Origin of the sequence: Sphaerisporangium sp. NPDC049003 (assembly GCF_043197795.1) — a bacterium.
Taxonomy (GTDB): Bacteria; Actinomycetota; Actinomycetes; order Streptosporangiales; family Streptosporangiaceae; genus Sphaerisporangium.
Map to the genome: position 1 here is coordinate 16,996 of NZ_JBICTU010000006.1, position 16,626 is coordinate 33,621.

15 protein-coding genes are annotated in these 16,626 nt (G+C 70.7%); 6 read left to right on the plus strand and 9 right to left on the minus strand.

Translation table 11 applies throughout. The annotated features are described in order from the left end of the window. Nucleotides 1–29 precede the first annotated feature (29 nt). The 6 genes from ACGFIV_RS08140 to ACGFIV_RS08165 form a co-directional block, all read right to left on the minus strand. Nucleotides 30–1,307 (minus strand): RNA polymerase sigma factor, encoded by a 1,278-nt coding sequence (locus ACGFIV_RS08140; protein ID WP_392833504.1) that lies wholly within the window; start codon nucleotides 1,305–1,307, stop codon nucleotides 30–32. 3 nt (nucleotides 1,308–1,310) lie between these two features. Continuing rightward, complete coding sequence (locus ACGFIV_RS08145; protein ID WP_358558464.1) at nucleotides 1,311–1,709, minus strand: YciI family protein; 399 nt, start codon at nucleotides 1,707–1,709, stop codon at nucleotides 1,311–1,313. Between the two features lie 145 nt (nucleotides 1,710–1,854). Continuing rightward, nucleotides 1,855–3,018 carry an acyl-CoA dehydrogenase family protein gene (locus ACGFIV_RS08150; RefSeq protein WP_358558462.1) on the minus strand — a complete coding sequence of 388 codons (1,164 nt, stop codon included), beginning with the start codon at nucleotides 3,016–3,018 and terminating at the stop codon, nucleotides 1,855–1,857. 109 nt (nucleotides 3,019–3,127) lie between these two features. Beyond that, nucleotides 3,128–5,380 (minus strand): accessory Sec system translocase SecA2, encoded by a 2,253-nt coding sequence (gene secA2, locus ACGFIV_RS08155; RefSeq protein WP_358558466.1) that lies wholly within the window; start codon nucleotides 5,378–5,380, stop codon nucleotides 3,128–3,130. A 58-nt stretch (nucleotides 5,381–5,438) separates the two neighbouring features. Next, a complete protein-coding gene (locus tag ACGFIV_RS08160; RefSeq protein WP_358558460.1) occupies nucleotides 5,439–6,968 on the minus strand; it encodes an MDR family MFS transporter in 1,530 nt (509 codons plus the stop codon). Between the two features lie 134 nt (nucleotides 6,969–7,102). Then, nucleotides 7,103–7,396 (minus strand): hypothetical protein, encoded by a 294-nt coding sequence (locus ACGFIV_RS08165; RefSeq protein ID WP_358558458.1) that lies wholly within the window; start codon nucleotides 7,394–7,396, stop codon nucleotides 7,103–7,105. Between the two features lie 95 nt (nucleotides 7,397–7,491). On the opposite strand from ACGFIV_RS08165, the gene ACGFIV_RS08170 reads away from it, so the two are divergent. From ACGFIV_RS08170 to ACGFIV_RS08180, 3 genes are all read left to right on the plus strand, one after another. After that, nucleotides 7,492–8,379 carry a DUF4231 domain-containing protein gene (locus tag ACGFIV_RS08170; RefSeq protein WP_358558456.1) on the plus strand — a complete coding sequence of 296 codons (888 nt, stop codon included), beginning with the start codon at nucleotides 7,492–7,494 and terminating at the stop codon, nucleotides 8,377–8,379. 103 nt (nucleotides 8,380–8,482) lie between these two features. Further along, complete coding sequence (locus ACGFIV_RS08175; protein WP_358558454.1) at nucleotides 8,483–8,926, plus strand: hypothetical protein; 444 nt, start codon at nucleotides 8,483–8,485, stop codon at nucleotides 8,924–8,926. Nucleotides 8,927–9,004: 78 nt separating this feature from the next. Beyond that, nucleotides 9,005–9,364, plus strand: coding sequence for a VOC family protein (locus ACGFIV_RS08180; RefSeq protein ID WP_358558452.1), 360 nt, complete (start codon nucleotides 9,005–9,007; stop codon nucleotides 9,362–9,364). 1 nt (nucleotide 9,365) lies between these two features. Here the strand turns inward: ACGFIV_RS08180 and ACGFIV_RS08185 are convergent, their stop codons facing one another. Continuing rightward, nucleotides 9,366–11,399 (minus strand): copper-translocating P-type ATPase, encoded by a 2,034-nt coding sequence (locus tag ACGFIV_RS08185; protein WP_358558450.1) that lies wholly within the window; start codon nucleotides 11,397–11,399, stop codon nucleotides 9,366–9,368. Between the two features lie 330 nt (nucleotides 11,400–11,729). Between ACGFIV_RS08185 and ACGFIV_RS08190 the strand changes: the two genes are divergently transcribed. After that, entirely contained in the window at nucleotides 11,730–12,605 is an 876-nt protein-coding gene (locus tag ACGFIV_RS08190; protein ID WP_358558448.1) for a DMT family transporter, read from the plus strand. A gap of 41 nt (nucleotides 12,606–12,646) precedes the next feature. Here the strand turns inward: ACGFIV_RS08190 and ACGFIV_RS08195 are convergent, their stop codons facing one another. Both ACGFIV_RS08195 and ACGFIV_RS08200 read right to left on the minus strand, forming a co-directional pair. Further along, nucleotides 12,647–13,444, minus strand: a complete 798-nt coding sequence (locus ACGFIV_RS08195) for a putative protein N(5)-glutamine methyltransferase (RefSeq protein ID WP_358558446.1) — start codon at nucleotides 13,442–13,444, stop codon at nucleotides 12,647–12,649. A 208-nt stretch (nucleotides 13,445–13,652) separates the two neighbouring features. Further along, nucleotides 13,653–14,243, minus strand: coding sequence for a GNAT family protein (locus tag ACGFIV_RS08200; protein WP_358558444.1), 591 nt, complete (start codon nucleotides 14,241–14,243; stop codon nucleotides 13,653–13,655). Between the two features lie 148 nt (nucleotides 14,244–14,391). Here ACGFIV_RS08200 and ACGFIV_RS08205 point away from each other — a divergent pair, with 148 nt between their 5' ends. Both ACGFIV_RS08205 and ACGFIV_RS08210 read left to right on the plus strand, forming a co-directional pair. Further along, on the plus strand, nucleotides 14,392–15,378 hold the full coding sequence (locus ACGFIV_RS08205) for a phosphotransferase family protein (protein WP_358558442.1): 987 nt from the start codon (nucleotides 14,392–14,394) through the stop codon (nucleotides 15,376–15,378). Further along, complete coding sequence (locus tag ACGFIV_RS08210) at nucleotides 15,378–16,589, plus strand: acyl-CoA dehydrogenase family protein (RefSeq protein ID WP_358558440.1); 1,212 nt, start codon at nucleotides 15,378–15,380, stop codon at nucleotides 16,587–16,589. Before ACGFIV_RS08205 ends, ACGFIV_RS08210 begins: the two co-directional genes overlap by 1 nt. Nucleotides 16,590–16,626: the final 37 nt, after the last annotated feature.

Genomic DNA, 16,626 nt, shown 5'->3' on the forward strand with positions numbered 1-16,626 from the left:
GGCGGGGAGACCCGAGCCGGGGGTCGCGGTCATCGTCGAGCCGCGCCGCCGTCCCCGGGAGGTGCCGTCGCGGCGAGTCGCGCGGCGCGGGCGGTGAGGTAGTCGCGCTCGGGGACGCTCGTCGTACGGCCGGCCGCCACACGAAAGTCCTCGACGGCCGCACGCACGTCGCCGGCCATCTCCAGCAGATGGGCGCGGGCGGTGTGGAAGCGGTGGTTCCCCGCGAGGCGTCCGTCGGCGTCGATCGCCTTGAGCATGTCGAGGCCGGTCGCGGCGCCGTGAACCATGGCGGCGGCGACGGCGCGGTTGAGCGTGACCATGGGGTTGTCGGACATGCGCTCAAGCAGCCCGTACAGCGCCAGGATCTGCGGCCAGTCGGTCTCCTCGGCACTCGGTGCCTCGTCGTGCAGCGCCGCGATCGCCGCCTGTAGCTGGTAGGGGCCGACCGCGCCCTTGGCCAGGGTGGCGGTGATGAGCGCGACCCCTTCCGCGACGGCCTCGCCGTCCCACCGGCTCCGGTCCTGGTCGGCCAGCGGGATCGGGGTGCCGCGCGGGCCGGTCCGCGCGGCCCGCCGGGCGTCGGTGAGCAGCATCAGAGCGAGCAGCCCGGCCACCTCGCGGTCTTCCGGGAGCAGGGCGTGCATCATCCTGGCCAGCCTGATCGCTTCGCGGGACAGCTCCACGCGTTGCAGTTCGGGGCCGGCGCTGCTGGCGTAGCCCTCGTTGAAGATGAGGTAGAGGACGTGCAGCACCGAGCCGACCCGCCGTGCCCGTTCCTCGGGTACGGGCATCCTGAACGGCACACCCGATGCCTTGATGCGCTGCTTCGCGCGGCTGATCCGCTGCGCCATGGTCGCCTCGGGCACCAGGAACGCCTTGGCGATCTCGGCCGTGGTCAGGCCGCCCACCGACCGCAGAGTGAGGGCGATAGCGGAGGCCGGCGTCAGCGCGGGGTGACAGCACAGGAACAGCGTGATCAGTGTGTCGTCCCGGTCGGCCTCGTACGCGTCGTCCGCCGGGGGCGCGGCCCAGCGCTCCGGGGGCGCCTGCGCGGCCACCAGTCGCTCCCGGCGCCGGCGGGCCTGCTCGTTGCGCACCTGCTCGGTCATCCTGCGGAACGCGACCTGGATGAGCCAGCCACGTGGATTGCCCGGAACGCCCTCCCGCGGCCACTGGTCCGCGGCGTCCAGCAGCGACTCCTGGACCGCGTCCTCGGCGGTGGCGAAGTCTCCGGTGCGCCGGGTGAGCACGCCGACGACCTGCGGCGCGAGTTCGCGCAGCAGGTCGTCGATGGCGGGATCAGCCAGCGCTCACAGCTCCTCGGGCGGGCCCGCCATCACCTGGCGCACCTCGATCGGCATGTTCAACGGCTTACCACCTGGCCCGGGCGCGGCCGAGACGAACGCGGCGATCTCGAAGGCCCGCTCCTGGGTCTCGCAGTCGACGATCCAGTAGCCGACCAGGAACTCCTTCGTCTCGGGGTAGGGGCCGTCCGTGACGACGGGGACACCGCTGTCACCGGCTCGCACGATCCTGGCCTGGTCGGGCATCGCCAGTCCCTGCGCCTCCACGAGCTCCCCCGTGGTGGTGAGCGTCTCGTTCGCGGAGTGCATGAACTCGATGTGGGCCATGACCTCCTCCGGGGCCCAGGTGTCGATCGACGGGAAACCGGCCTGCCGGCCGAACTGCATCAGCAGCATGTACTTCATGTTCTGGCTCCTTCGTTCCGGCGCCCCTCGGCGCTCACCTGTAGGTAGAAGCAGGCCGGCAGGATCTCTACATCCTCACGAACATTCAGGAGAGGAAATCTGACCGAGCGCGCTTTCGGGGGCCGCCTCGTGGAGGTGTGACGAATCAGCGGAAGGCGTCGAGGCCGGTGACGGCGCGGCCGAGGGTGAGGGCGTGGACCTCCTCGGTGCCCTCGTACGTGGCGACCGTCTCCAGATTCACCATGTGACGCATGACCGGGTATTCGAGGGTGATCCCGTTGGCGCCGTGGATGCTGCGCGCGGCGGCCGCGACGCGCTGTGCCGCGCGGACGTTGGCGAGCTTGCCGAAGCTGACGTGGGCATGGTGGGCGAGCCCGGCGTCCTTGAGCCGACCGATTCGCAGAGCGGTCATGGTGGCGTGGTTGACGTCGACGAGCATGTCGGCGAGCTTGCTCTGGGTGAGCTGGAAGGCGCCGATCGGCCGGTCGAACTGGATGCGGGTCTTCGCGTAGTCGATCGAGGCCAGCAGGCAGGCCCTGGCCGCCCCCGCCACTCCCCAGACGATGCCGAAGCGGGCCTCCGACAGGCAGGACAGCGGCGCCTTGAGTCCCTCGGCTCCCGGCAGGACCGCGTTGTTCGGCAGCCGTACGCCGTCGAGGACCAGCTCGGAGGTGATCGAGGCGCGCAGCGACAGCTTCTTGTGGATCACGTTGGCCGAGAAGCCCGGGGTCGAGGTGGGGACGAGGAACCCGCGGATGCCCTCGTCGGTCGCGGCCCAGACGATCGCGACGTCGGCCACGGAGCCGTTGGTGATCCACATCTTGGTGCCGTCGAGCACCCAGTCGTCGCCGTCGCGGCGGGCGCGCGTGCGCATCGAGCCGGGGTCGCTTCCCGAGTCGGGCTCGGTGAGACCGAAGCAGCCGAGCGCGTCGCCCGTCACCATGCGGGGCAGCCACTCCTCCTTCTGGTCCTCCGACCCGAACCTGTGGATCGCGGTCATCGCGAGCGAGCCCTGGACCGAGACGAAGCTGCGCAACCCGCTGTCCACGGCCTCAAGCTCACGGCAGGCCAGGCCGTAGCTCACCGCGTTGGTGTCCGCGCAGCCGTACCCGGACAGGTGCATGCCGAAGAGCCCCAGCTCGCCGAGGCCCTTGGCCAGCCCGCGCGGGTCGGGGATGGTGCCGGCGTCGAACCAGTCGGCCACATGGGGCAGGAGCTCGGCGGCCGAGTAATCGCGCACGGCGTCGCGGATCGCCCGCTCCTCGTCGGACAGATCGCGATCTACTTCGAGGAAGTCGTCAGGGTTCATGCGCAGTCACCTAAGTGGGTCGCGGAGGTGCTCGTTGATGCCGCTCCTGTTAACCAGCACCCAATCACAGGTGCTCGACCGGCCATCAACCTACCCACGGGTGGGCATTTCAGGCATGTTCGAGGCCCTGTCGCCGCTTCTCCCTCGGGGTGAGGCGCTTCAGGACCCGGTCGAGCGCGTTGCCGAAGGGATTGTCCTGCACGAGGTAGGTCCAGGTGGCGGTGGGCCGCTTGAGGCCGCTGTCGAGCGGGTCGAGCCCGTCGGCGGTGATCACGGCCGTCTCGAACGTCTCGACCGACCGGCTCTCGACCTCGTCGAGCAGTCGCCGGTACGCGGCGACGCCCTCGCGGTGGAACTCGTCGAGCGGCTTGAGCCGGTGCCCGAGGGCCCGCAGGTGGATGCCCTCGCGCACGTCGGACATGAAGCCCAGGTGCTCGGTCCAGCAGCGGTCGAGGTGGAACAGGACGATCTCGCGTGCCGCCTCGCGGAGCGTGGGCTCACCCACGCGCTCGCCGAGCTCGCTCCAGCGCTCGGGGGAGGCGGCGGCGAGGGCGTCGGCGGCGGCGTCGCCCCGGAGGACCTTTTCGCGCTGTTCCAGCACCAGGTCGCGCTGCCGCTCCAGCAGCCGGGTGTAGCGCCAGGTGTTGCGGTGGATCTCCAGGTGGGTGCCCTCGGCGACCCGCTGGGCGTGGCCGACGACGTACCCGGCGCGCTTGTGACGCACGACGCCGTCGTCGTCGGCGCGCGGAATCGCCTCGCCGGGGGCGTACTGCGTGATCAGGTCGTCTTCGAGGCTCACCAGGAACACCGAGCCGCCGGGGTCGCCCTGGCGTCCGGCGCGGCCCCTGAGCTGGTCGTCCAGGCGGCTGCTCGCGTGCTTGCCCGAGCCCATGACGTACAGGCCGCCCAGCTCGGCGACCCCCTCGCCGAGCCGGATGTCGGTGCCCCGCCCGGCCATCTGGGTGGACACGGTGATCGCCGACCGGGAGCCGGCCCTGGCGATGATCGCGGCCTCCTCGGCGTCGTTCTTGGCGTTGAGCACGACGCAGTCGAGGCCCTTGGCGCGCAGGTCGTCCGCCAGGCGCTCGGACTCGGACACGTCGAGCGTGCCGATCAGGATCGGGCGGCCCGTCGCGTGGACGCTCGCGATCTCCTCGACCAGCGCCCGCTCCTTGTCGACGGCCGCGCCGAACACGCGGTCGGGCTCGTCGACGCGGACGCACGGCGTGTTCGGGGGGACGACCGCGACCTTCAGGCCGTAGAACTCCCTGAGCTGCTCCTCGACCGCCACCGCGGTGCCGGTCATGCCACATATTTCGGGGTACCGGCGGATGAGGCCCTGGATGGTGATCGAGTCCAGGATCTCGCCGGTCTCGCTCGCCGGGAGCGCCTCCTTGGCCTCGACCGCCGCCTGGAGGCCGTCAGGCCAGCGCTGCAGGGTCGCCACCCGGCCACGCGACTGGCTGACCAGGTGGATGCGCCCGTCGCGGACGAGGTAGTCGACATCGCGGGTCAGCAGCGCGTGGGCGTGCAGGGCGAGGTTGATCCGCGTCAGCATGTCAGGGGTCTCGTACAGGTTGATGCCGCCCAGGGCCTTCTCGACCGCGTCTGTGCCCTTGGCGGTGAGGAAGACGTTGCGCCCCTGGTCGTCGAGCTCGTAGTGGTACCCGCGCGAGAGCCGCCGTACGAGCTCGGCCGTCTCCGGCGCGTCGGTTCCGGGGTCGGCGGCGCCGGCGAGCACGAGCGGGACGCGGGCCTCGTCCACCAGCACCGAGTCGGCCTCGTCGATCAGCGCGACGGAAGGCTCGGGCACGATGACGTCCTCGGGGGCCGTCGCGATGCGGTCGCGCAGCACGTCGAAGCCGATCTCGCTGACCGAGGCGTAGGTCACGTCCTTGGCGTACGCCTCCCGCCGCTCGCCGGGCGTGGAGGACTGGCCGATCCAACCGACGGACACGCCGAGGGCCTCGTAGAGCGGGCCCATCCACTCGGCGTCGCGCCGGGCGAGGTAGTCGTTGACCGAGATCACGTGCACGCGCTTGCCCCGCAGGGCGTGCCCGGCGGCGGCGATCGCCCCGGAGAGGGTCTTGCCCTCTCCGGTGGCCATCTCGGCCACGTGCCCGGACAGCAGGGCGAGAGCGCCGACGAGCTGCACGTCGAACGGGCGCATGTCGAGCGTGCGGCGCGCGGCCTCGCGCGCGATCGCGCAGAACTCGGCGAGATCGTCCATGCGGGGTCGCGGAAGCTCGGTCAGCGCCCGGATGCGGTCTTCACGGGCGCCCGCCTGCGTGGCCACACGTTGAAAAGGGCCAAGGTTGGCGCTTCCCGGACGATCCAGGAGATTTCTGATCAATTGCGATATTGAGGCCACGTCCCCTCCAACGCCTCCTACTGTAACGGCGTTCCCGAGCCTGATCGTCTCAGGCGCTGTGCGCGGGGACATCATGCCTGGCCGAGGCCGGACGGTTCGACAGCGGAATCTCCTTGACGAAGAACGCGAGGACGAACCCGATCACGACGATGGGCGCCACGTACAGGAAGATCGGCGGAAGGGCCTGCGCGTACGCCCGGGCGATCGTCTCGCGCACGGGAGCGGGCAACTGGTGGACCATCTGCGGGGTGATCGCGTTGACGTTCCGCACCGGCAGCCTGGCCCCGCCCGCGCTGAGTGCCTCCGACAGGCGGTGGCTGAAGATGGAGCCCACCAGCGAGGTGCCGAGGGAGGCGCCGGTCTGCCGGAAGTAGTTCACCGCCGAGGTGGCCGCGCCCACGTCGCGGTGGGCGACGGAGTTCTGCACGATGAGCACGAGCGTCTGCAGGACCATGCCGAGCCCGAACCCGGTCACGAACATATAGAAGCCGTTCAGCACCATCGAGGAGCCGGCGCTCATCCTGGACAGCAGCACGAGGCCGGCCGACAGCAGGCCCAGGCCGAGGATCGGGTAGATCCGGTAGCGCCCGGTCGCCGAGATGATCCTGCCCGAGCCGATCGAGGTGATCGTCATCCCGGCCACCATCGGCAGCATGAGCAGCCCCGACCCCGTGGCGCTCGCCCCGTTGACCATCTGCAGGAAGGTCGGCAGGTACGCGATCGCGGCGAACATGCCGATGCCGACGAACACCGAGATCGCCGTCGGGAAGAGGAACAGGTTGTCGCGGAACAGGTGCAGCGGGATGATCGGCTCCTCCGCCGCGCGCTCGGCCAGCACGAAGCCGACGGCGAGGACGACCGCCCCCGCCGCCAGCCCGATGATCACGGGGGATCCCCAGGCGTACTCCGTGCCGCCCCAGCTGGTGACCAGTACGACGCACGTGGACGTGCCGGCGAGCATCGCCGTGCCGAGAATGTCGAGCTTCGGCCTGATGGACGGCTTCGGCAGCTTCAGCGCGACGACGGTGATGCCCAGAGCGAGCAGGCCGAGGGGCAGGTTCACGTAGAAGCACCAGCGCCAGCTCGCGTGGTCGGTGAAGAAGCCGCCGATGAGCGGCCCGATGACCGACGAGAGCCCCCAGACGGCGCCGATGATGCCGGTGTACCTGCCCCGCTCGCGCGGGGAGACCAGGTCGGCCACGATCGCCTGCACGCCGATCATGAGCCCGCCGCCGCCGAGCCCCTGGAGGGCGCGGAACCCGATCAGCTCGGGCATGTTCCGCGCCGCCCCGCAGAGCACCGAGCCGATCAGGAAGATCACGATGGCGGCCTGGAAGACGATCTTCCTGCCGAACAGGTCACCCAGCTTGCCGTAGATCGGCAGGCCGATGGTGGAGGCGAGGATGTAGGCCGTGACGATCCAGCCGATGTGCTCCAGGCCCTTGAGGTCGCCGACGATCGTCGGCAGGGCGGTGGAGACGATGGTCTGGTCGAGGGCCGCGAGCAGGAGGGCCACCATCAGCCCGGCGAACACCAGGTTGACCTGACGGCCACTCGGCCGTGGTCCTTCGTCGTTCATCCACACCACCTCTCTTATGGGGCGGAATGGTCTTATCCAGTACTTCCACGGAAAAACCTTTGTGCCCTATTCGGCCACGGTCGCCCTGGCCGCCACCAAGGTCTAGCACGCCCTCCCGCCGGTGCCGCCGTCGGCTAGCCGGACTCGCCCGGCCGCGGGTCCCCGCGTGACTTGAACCGCGCGGGGGGACGGGGGCGGGCCGACGCGCGGGAGTGCAGCGTGACCCCGGCGTACGCGATCGCGGACAGCAGGGCGAGGCCGACGCCGGTCGCGGAGGCGGCCGACGGGCCGCCCAGGAGCAGGAGCAGCCCGGCGAGGGCCAGCGCCATGCTGAGGGCCCCGGAGCGGCCGAGCCTCTCGGCCAGCGCGAGCCGTGCCCCGAGGGAGACCAGCGCCGGGCTCGCGCCGAGCGTGATCACGGTCGCCATGGCGACCCTAGGTCTGGGGCGAACCTCTGCTTTATATGCTGACCTTGAAGTAATGCCATGAGGACTCTTGACAGGGTTTCGATCAGCGGTTCCAGTTGACCCATGGAGGGCATTCCGGAGGCTGGATTTCCGGCGCTCTATCGTGCTGCCGATCAGGGGCCATCATCGGGCAGCGGAGGTTGCTCACCGCTACCTGTGTACGGCTCTCCTCGTTGGTGATCGCCGCGGTCTTCGGCTCGTTCAGCCTGGACGCCGGGCGCGTGGACGCGGCGGCGATCGTCGCCGCGGGAGCGCTGGCCTCGGCGCTGGTCACCGAGGTGTACCTGCTCACCGTCCGTCCGGATCGCCAGTGGTACGAGGCCAGGGCGGCGGCCGAGTCGGCGAAGACCCTGGCGTGGCGTTACCTGGTCGGCGGCGAGCCGTTCGGCTGCGACGCGAGGGACGACCAGAGCGTGGACCTCCTGCTGCTGCGGAGGTTCTCCGAGATCACCGGGGGCATCCACTCCTTCGCCCCGATCCCCACGCTCGAAGAGGAGTGCCAGGTCACCGCCATGATGCGGAGCATCCGGGCGCTCTCGCTCGACGAGCGCAAGCAGCGCTACATGAACGGCCGGATCAACGAGCAGCGCGTCTGGTACATCGTCAAGGCTCGGTACCACGAGCGCCGGGCCGCCCAGTGGTCGGTCGCGTTCGCGGCGATGGAGGCCGTGGGCCTGATAGCGGCCGTGCTGAACGCCACACAGGTGGTCAACCTCGACCTCCCCGGCATCGTCGGCGCGCTCGGCGCGGCGGGCATCGCCTGGCTGCAGACGCGGCAGCACCAGCAACTCGCGACCTCGTACTCCATAGCGGCGCTGGAGCTGGGAGATATCGTGTCGCGTGCGGAATGGCCTCGCACGGAGCCCGAGTGGGCCCATTTCGTCGACGAGTCTGAGGAGGCCATCTCGCGTGAAACCATGTTGTGGCGAGGTTCACGCAGCTGACGAACCTCTTCCGGGTGGGCGTCCGGCTTCCCGTGAGGCGCCGCACCCGTCCGTGCGCGGGGAGGCCAGGCCACTCCGTCTCGCCATCTCCGGTCATCGCGGGTTGCCTTCGCGTACGGCCGCGCTGGTCGAGGCCGCCATCAGGCGGACGCTGGCCGCGCACGCCCCCGAGGTGAGGGGGGTCTCCTGCCTGGCGGACGGGGCCGACCAGATCTTCGCGCGAGCGGTGGTCGACCTGGGCGGCACGCTGGAGGCGGTGGTCTGCTCCGAGAGCTACCGCGAGGAGCTTCCCGCCGACACCCAGGCCGAGTACGACCTGCTCATGGGCCTCGCCGAGAAGGTCCACCGGCTCCGGTACGCCGAGTCGACCTGCGAGTCCCACATGCAGGGCAGCCTGCTCATGCTCGACCTGGCCGAGGAGCTGTACGCCGTCTGGGACGGAGAGCCCGCCCGCGGCTACGGAGGCACGGCCGACGTCGTGGCGGAGGCGCGCCGGCGCGGCATCAGGGTCCACGTCATCTGGCCCGAGGGCGCGCGCCGCGAGTAGGGGGTGCGGTCGGCGCCCGCGGAAAGCGCCGTGCCATACCTGACAGGGGGTGACAGGTACGGTGGCGAGGATGGGGGCATGACGACGAAGGCAAAGCTCATAGCGGTGACCATTGACTGTGCCGAGCCCAAGAAGCTCGCCGAGTTCTATTCGCGGATCACCGGGTTCGAGGTCCAGTACGCCGAGGAGGAGTACGCCGGCATCGGCGACGGGACGACCAGCATCTACTTCGGCCGGGTCCCCGAGCGCAAGCCGGCCGTGTGGCCGGGGCCCGACAAGCAGTTCCACCTCGACTTCCGGGTGCCGGACGTGGACGAGGCCGTGCGGGAGTACATCGAGCTCGGCGCCACCAAGCCCGACTTCCAGCCCGGGGACACCTGGACCGTCCTCGCCGACCCCGAGGGTCACCTCTTCTGCGTGTGCCCAGAAAAGTCCTGAGCTAGGACGGCCCGCCCTCGGCGCGCAGGTCGGCGCGGCGCAGGAGCTGGGCGTTGAGCGCCACCACGATCGTGGACAGGCTCATGAGGATCGCGCCCACCGCGGGGGAGAGCGTGATCCCCACCGGGGCGAGCACCCCGGCGGCCAGAGGGATCGCCACGAGGTTGTAGCCGGTGGCCCAGGCGAGGTTCTGCAGCATCTTGCGATACGTCGCCTGGGACAGCCGGATGACGCTCACCACCGAGCCCGGGTCGTCGCTGACCAGGACGACGCCCGCCGACTCGATGGCCACGTCCGTGCCGGCGCCGATCGCGATGCCGACGTCGGCCCTCGCCAGGGCGGGAGCGTCGTTCACCCCGTCGCCGACCATGGCGACGCTCAGGCCGCGCTCCTGGAGCTCGGCCACCTTTGCGTCCTTGTCCTCGGGCAGGACCTCGGCGAAGTACTCGTCCACGCCGAGCTCGTCCGCCACCGCCCGCGCGACCTGCTCCGCGTCACCAGTGATCATGACCACGCGCCGGCCGAGCCGGTGCAGCTCCCGTACGGCTTCGCGGGACTCGGGCCGGATGGCGTCCTCAAGTGCGATCGCGCCGGCCACGCGGCCGTCCGCGACCACGTGGAGCACGGAGGCGCCGCGCTTCTTCCACTCGTCGGTGTCCAGCTCGGACAGCCCCAGCTCGCGGAGCAGCGCGGGCCCGCCCACGGCCACGGTGTGCCCTTCCACGGTCGCCTGGACGCCGCGGCCCGTCATGGAACGGAAGCCGGCGGCCTTGGGAAGTCCTCCTCGCGTGCGTGCGGCGGCCACGACCGCGCGGGCGAGCGGGTGCTCGCTGTCGCCCTCGACCGCGCCGGCCGTCCGGAGGATCGCGTCCTCGTCGCCGTCGGCGGCGAGGACACCGGTGACCTCCGGCTCGCCCTTGGTGAGCGTGCCGGTCTTGTCGAACAGGACGGCCCGCACGGTCCGCATCCGTTCGAGGGCGACGCGGTCCTTGATCAGGATGCCGTTCCTCGCGCTGATCGCCGTGGAGATCGCGATCACGAGCGGGATGGCGAGGCCGAGGGCGTGGGGGCAGGCGATCACCAGCACCGTGACCGTGCGTTCCACCGCCTCGCGCGGGTCGCCGAGGGCGACCCAGACGGCGAAGGTGACCGCGCCCGCGGCCGTCGCGACGTAGAACAGCAGGGCCGCGGCACGGTCGGCCAGCGCCTGGGCCTTCGAGCGGGACGACTGCGCCTGCTCGACGAGGCGGCGGATGCCCGCGAGCGCGGTCTCCTCGCCCACGGCGTCGACCTTCACGCGCACCGCCGAGTCGAGCGCGACCGTACCCGCCACGACGCGGTCGCCGGCCTTCTTCGGAACCGGACGGGACTCGCCGGTCAGCATCGACTCGTCGAACTCCGCCTCGCCGTCGACGATCACGCCGTCGGCCGGCACGCGCGAGCCGGGACGGGCGAGCACGACGTCACCGGGCCGCAGCGCGCCGGTGGGCACCGTCTCCGTGCCGACGTCCGTCACCCGTTCCGCCTCGTCGGGGAGCAGGGCGGCGAGCGCGGAAAGGGCGCTGGACGCCTGGCCGAGCGCGCGCATCTCCAGCCAGTGGCCGAGCAGCATGATGTCGATCAGCAGGGCCAGCTCCCACCAGAAGTCGAGGTGGAAGAACCCCAGCGCGGTGGCGGCGCTCGCCCCGAAGGCGACGGTGATCGCGAGGGAGATCAGCAGCATCATCCCCGGCGCCCGGCTCCTGATCTCCTCGACCGCGCCCTTCAGGAAGGGCCGGCCGCCGTAGAAGAAGACGATCGTGCCGAGCACGGGCGCCACCCAGCCGGAACCGGGGAAGGCCGGCGGCGTGAACCCCAGCCACATCTGCACCATGTGGCTGTAGAGGATGACCGGCACGGAGACGACCACGCTGATCCACAGCCGGTCCCTGAACCGCGCGGCATGGTCACCGTGCCCGCCGTGCCCGCCGTGCCCGCCGTGCGGGTCGTGGTGGTCTCCGCGGTGTACGGCCGGGCCGGTGCGGTCGTGTTCCATGGCTGCTCCTTCGACGTATACCCCCTGGGGGTGTCTCTGGAAACGCCTCCGATTGTCTTGTCATTCCCTGGGAAGTGGAAGAAGTCATGCCCCCCGCCGCGAAGGGCTCTACCGTGGACGCCCTGGCCAGTACCCCGAAGCCGCTCCCAATGCGCTGTTTGTCCGCGTATGGTGCCATCAGAGCGTCAGCCCCAGGACTATACGAAATGGTGGGATTGACGAACTGGCCATTCAGGTTTGTCCCTAAGCTGACGGAGTGCTCCCACTGATGACCTCACCTCTGCTCTCCGCTGCCCTCCCGCGTACGCCGGGCGGCCGGCCATGATCTGGATGGGCGTGTCGATCGCCCTCGTCGGTGCGTTCGGGTACGCCGGTGGCGCGGCCCTCCAGCAGTACGAGGCGATCCGCGGGGGCGCGACGCTCAATCTGGTCAAACGGCCACGATGGTGGATCGGCGGCCTCATCGGGTTCATCGGAGCCTCGCTGCACGCGGTGGCGCTGAGCTTCGCGCCGCTGGTGCTGATCCAGCCGGTCAGCGTGGCCACGCTGGTCTTCGCCGTCCCGCTGGCGGCGCTCATGCACGGCAGGCGGCCCCACAAGGCCGAGGTGCTCGGCTCGATGGCGGTGGCGGCAGGGCTGCTGGGGCTGATGCTGCTGATACCGCAGAGCAACAAGCGGCCCGAGCTGTCGACCCCGGCGGCGCTGGGGTTCCTGGTCTGCGTGGGCGTGGTGGTCCTGGTCTGCCAGCTCGCCGCGCGGCGCGCCCGCGGCTCGGGGAAGGCGCTGCTGCTGTCCGTCGGCGCGGGGTCGGTGACCGCGTCGGTGTCGACGTTCGTACGGGTCGTCGGGGGAGGGCTCGGGGGTGACCTGTCGCGGCTGCTCCACTGGTTCACACTCGCCATCCCCGTGCTGCTGGTCTGTGCCATCGTGCTCCTGCAGAAGTCCTACGCTGTCGGCTACTTCGGGATCGCGTACGCGGGAGTCCAGGTGGTGGACCCCATCACCTCGGTGCTCGCGGGAACGATCCTGCTCGGCGAGCCGTTGCCGGCCGGAGCCGGCAACGTGATCCCGGCGATCGTCTCGGCCGCGGTTCTGATAGCGGGGACGATCACGCTGGGCCGCCTCGCCCCGGAGACCGCCCACCAGGTCTCGCCCCCGCACCCTGATCTCCCCGTGCCGGTCACGACCCGGGTGGCCGCCAGGTGACACGCCTTCGCGGCGCTCGGTGCCTATGACGTCCCTGTGGCCTAGGGCGACGTCCTCGCGGGCGAGGTCCCAATGACGACCGTCGCGTCCAGCTCGTCGGAACCGGCCACGCGCGGGACCAGGCCGCTCCGGGCGATGGCCTCGACGGTCTCGGGCGCCTGGCGTTCGCTCGTCTCGACCAGAAGGTGGCCGCCCGGCGCCAGCCAGAGGGGCGCGGCGGCGATCAGCCTCCGCACGACGTCGAGCCCGTCGGCGCCACCGTCCAGCGCCACCCGGGGCTCGTGGATGCGGGCCTCCGGCGGCAGCAGTCCTATCGCCTCCGTCGGCACGTACGGCGCGCTGGCGAGCAGCAGGTCGGCGCGGCCCCGCAGCGCGACGGGAAGCGGCTCGTAGAGGTCGCCCTCGTACACCCGGCCCCCGGCGGCGGCGAGGTTGCGGCGGGCGCACCGCACCGCGGCGGGGTCGATGTCGACGGCGTGCAGCTCCACCTCGTCCAGGGCCGTGACGAGCGCGGCGCCCATCGCGCCCGAGCCGCAGCACAGGTCGACGACGACGGCGCGCGGCGGGGCGAGGGCGGCGGCCTGACGGATGAGGAACTCGGTGCGGCGGCGGGGGACGAAGACACCGGGGTCCACCGCTATGCGCAGCCCGCAGAACTCCGCCCAGCCGAGGACGTGTTCGAGGGGGAGGCCGCTCGCCCGCCGCTCCACCATTTCGGCGAGGTCGGCCGGAGTGGGCGCCGCGGAGACGAGCAGCCGCGCCTCGTCCTCGGCGAAGACACAGCCGGCGGCGCGAAGCGTGGTGACGATGAAGGATTCGGACAGAAGCGGAACCGACATGGGAGCCTTTCGGGATGCCGATGGGCGCTCCCTCGGTTCACCTATGCCTGATGGACCGCGCGGTCGTGAGATGGGAGCACCCGACCTGGTACAGCGGTAATGGGGCTCACCTCCTCGGTAGGGACCGTAGACCGGTCATCACTAATCAACTCGGATGATATACCGAAATCGCCCCCAAGCGCCGGGCGCTTGGGGGCGGAGTACGGCGTCAGCGGTCGAGCATCCGCTCCAGCCGCCGCTTTCGCGGGGGCCACTCGTCGTCGAGGATCCCGAAGTACACGGTGTCGCGCCACGTGCCGTCCGGGCGCTGGCGGTGACGGCGCAACGTGCCCTCGTAGACGCCCCCGATGCGCCGGATCGCGTCCTGCGAGCGGGTGTTGAGCGAGTCCGTCTTGAGCAGCACGCGGTTGTAGCCCACCTTGTCGAAGGCGTGGCTCAGCAGGAGCAGCTTGGATTCGGTGTTCACGGCGGTCCTCCACACGGCCCTGCCATACCAGGTCCAGCCGATCTCGACGCTCTGGTCGAACCCGGCCACGTCGTGGAAGGTGGTCCACCCGACGGCCCGTCCCGTCTCGCGCAGGACGACGGCGAGCGGCACCAGGATCGGGTTGCCCATCATCGTGACGGCGACCTCCCGCATCCAGTCCTCGGTCCGCGGGGTGGGCACCGGCATCCAGCGCCACACCTCGTCGTCGTCCCCACCGGCCGCGAACAGGTCGGGGACGTGGTGGAGACCGAGCGGCTCCAGCCGTACGGTGCGGCCTTCGAGGATGACGGGTTCAGGCAACTTCGCGGTCATGACGGCCAGTCTCCCGGTCACGGTGGCATGGAAGATAGGGCCACTCGACGCCCGTTCACGGTGACCACTCGCCGAGACGGCGTCCCCTGGTCGACACGCATACCGTCCGGTCGGTACGCTCCAGGTACTGGGACGACTGGGGAGCGCGATGCCCGCACATACCGAGACCAGCCCGCCGGGTCTAGACCTCGGCCGGCTGAGAGACCGCCTCGCGAGGCACGACCTCGCCGAGGGCCCGCTGGCGGCCGAGGTGATCCACGGAGGCAAGTCGAACCTGACCTATCTCGTACGCGACGGCGCGCGCCGGTTCGTCGTACGCAGGCCGCCGCTCGGGCACGTGCTGGCCACGGCGCACGACATGGGCCGGGAGTACCGTGTCATGACGGCGCTGCGGGACACGGGCGTGCCCGTACCCCGCACGTACCACCTCTGCGAGGACCCGGACGTGGTCGGGGCGCCCTTCTACGTCATGGAGTACGTCGAGGGGGGTCAGCCCCCGGCGACGCCCGCCATCGAGGCGGACCTGATCGACGTCCTCGCCAGGCTCCACGACGTGGACCCGGTCGCCGTCGGGCTCGCCGGCTTCGGCCGGCCGGAGGGCTTCCTGGAGCGCCAGGTCAGGCGCTGGAAGCGGCAGCTCGACGCCTCGCGCAGCCGGGACCTGCCGGACATCGACCACCTTTTCACCCGTCTGGCGGGAGCAGTGCCGGTCACGCAGCGCCACGCGATCGTGCACGGAGACTTCAAGCTGGGGAACACGCTGATCGCCGGCGGCCAGGTGCGGGCCGTGCTCGACTGGGAGATGTCGACGCTCGGCGACCCCCTCACCGACCTCGCGCTCTTCCTGCTCTACGGCGACTTCGCCGCCCTGGACATCGCCGAACCCGAGGCGGCCGGCGAGCACATGCCGAGCGCCGAGCTGGCGCGGCGGTACGCGGCCGGGACCGGCCTCGACATCTCCCGCCTGGGCTGGTACGTCGCCCTGGCGTGCTTCAAGCTCGCGGTGATCTCCGAGGGCATCCACTTCCGCTACACCCAGGGCCTGACCGTAGGAGACGGATTCGACGAGATCGGCGAGCACGTCGCGCCGCTCGTGGCCCATGGCCTGAAAGCACTGGAGTCACTGGAGGACTGATGGACTTCGCGTTCGACACCACGACCGAGGAGCTGCGCGAGCGGCTGACCGAGTTCATGGACGAGTGTGTGTACCCCGCCGAGGAGGCCTTCGAGCAGCAGGCCGCCGAGAGCGGGTGGAGCTCCCCGCCGATGATGGAGGACCTCAAGGACGAGGCGCGCAGGCGCGGCCTGTGGAACCTCTTCCTGCCCGGTGAGCACGGCGCCGGCCTGACCAACGTGCGGTACGCCCCGCTGGCCGAGATCATGGGGCGCAGCCCGCGCATCGCGCCCACGGCCACGAACTGCGCCGCCCCCGACACCGGCAACATGGAGGTCCTCTCCATGTTCGGCGACGAGTGGCAGCGGAAGGCCTGGCTGGAACCGCTGCTGAACGGCGAGATCCGATCGGCGTTCGCCATGACCGAGCCGGACGCCGCCTCCTCCGACGCGACCAACATCGCCACGTCGATCGTGCGCGACGGCGCCGAGTACGTCATCAACGGGCGCAAGTGGTTCGCCTCCGGCGCGATGAACCCGCGCTGCGCGATCTTCATCGTGATGGGCAAGACCTCGCAGGAGGGCTCCTCCCACCGGCAGCAGAGCATGGTGCTCGTACCGCGTGACACCCCGGGGCTGACCGTCAAGCGCGGCATGCACGTCTTCGGCTACAGCGACGCCGACCACGGAGGCCACGCCGAGCTGCTCTTCGAGGACGTCCGCGTGCCGGTGGAGAACCTGATCGGCGAGGAGGGCGGCGGGTTCGGCATCGCCCAGGCCCGGCTCGGTCCCGGCCGCATCCACCACTGCATGCGGCTGATCGGCATGGCCGAGCGGGCGATCGAGCTGATGTGCGCGCGCGCCCTGTCTCGTACGACCTTCGGCAGGCCGGTGGCCGAGCAGGGCGTCGTGCAGGACTGGATCGCGGAGTCGCGGGTCAAGGTCGAGCAGCTCAGGTTGCTGGTGCTGAAGACCGCCTGGCTGATGGACACCGTCGGCAACCGAGGCGCGCACGCCGAGATCCAGGCCATCAAGATCGCCACGCCCCGGACCGTGGAGTGGATCCTCGACAAGGCCATCCAGGTCCACGGGGCCGGGGGCGTCAGCCAGGACTTCCCGCTGGCGGGCCTGTGGGCGGGAGCCCGTTCGCTGCGGCTCGCCGACGGGCCGGACGAGGTGCATAAGCGGTCTCTCGCGTACCGCGAGCTCAAGAAGCACATGCCCACCGGCTGACCGGCATCCCATCGACCACCTTGAAGGGGTATTTCGT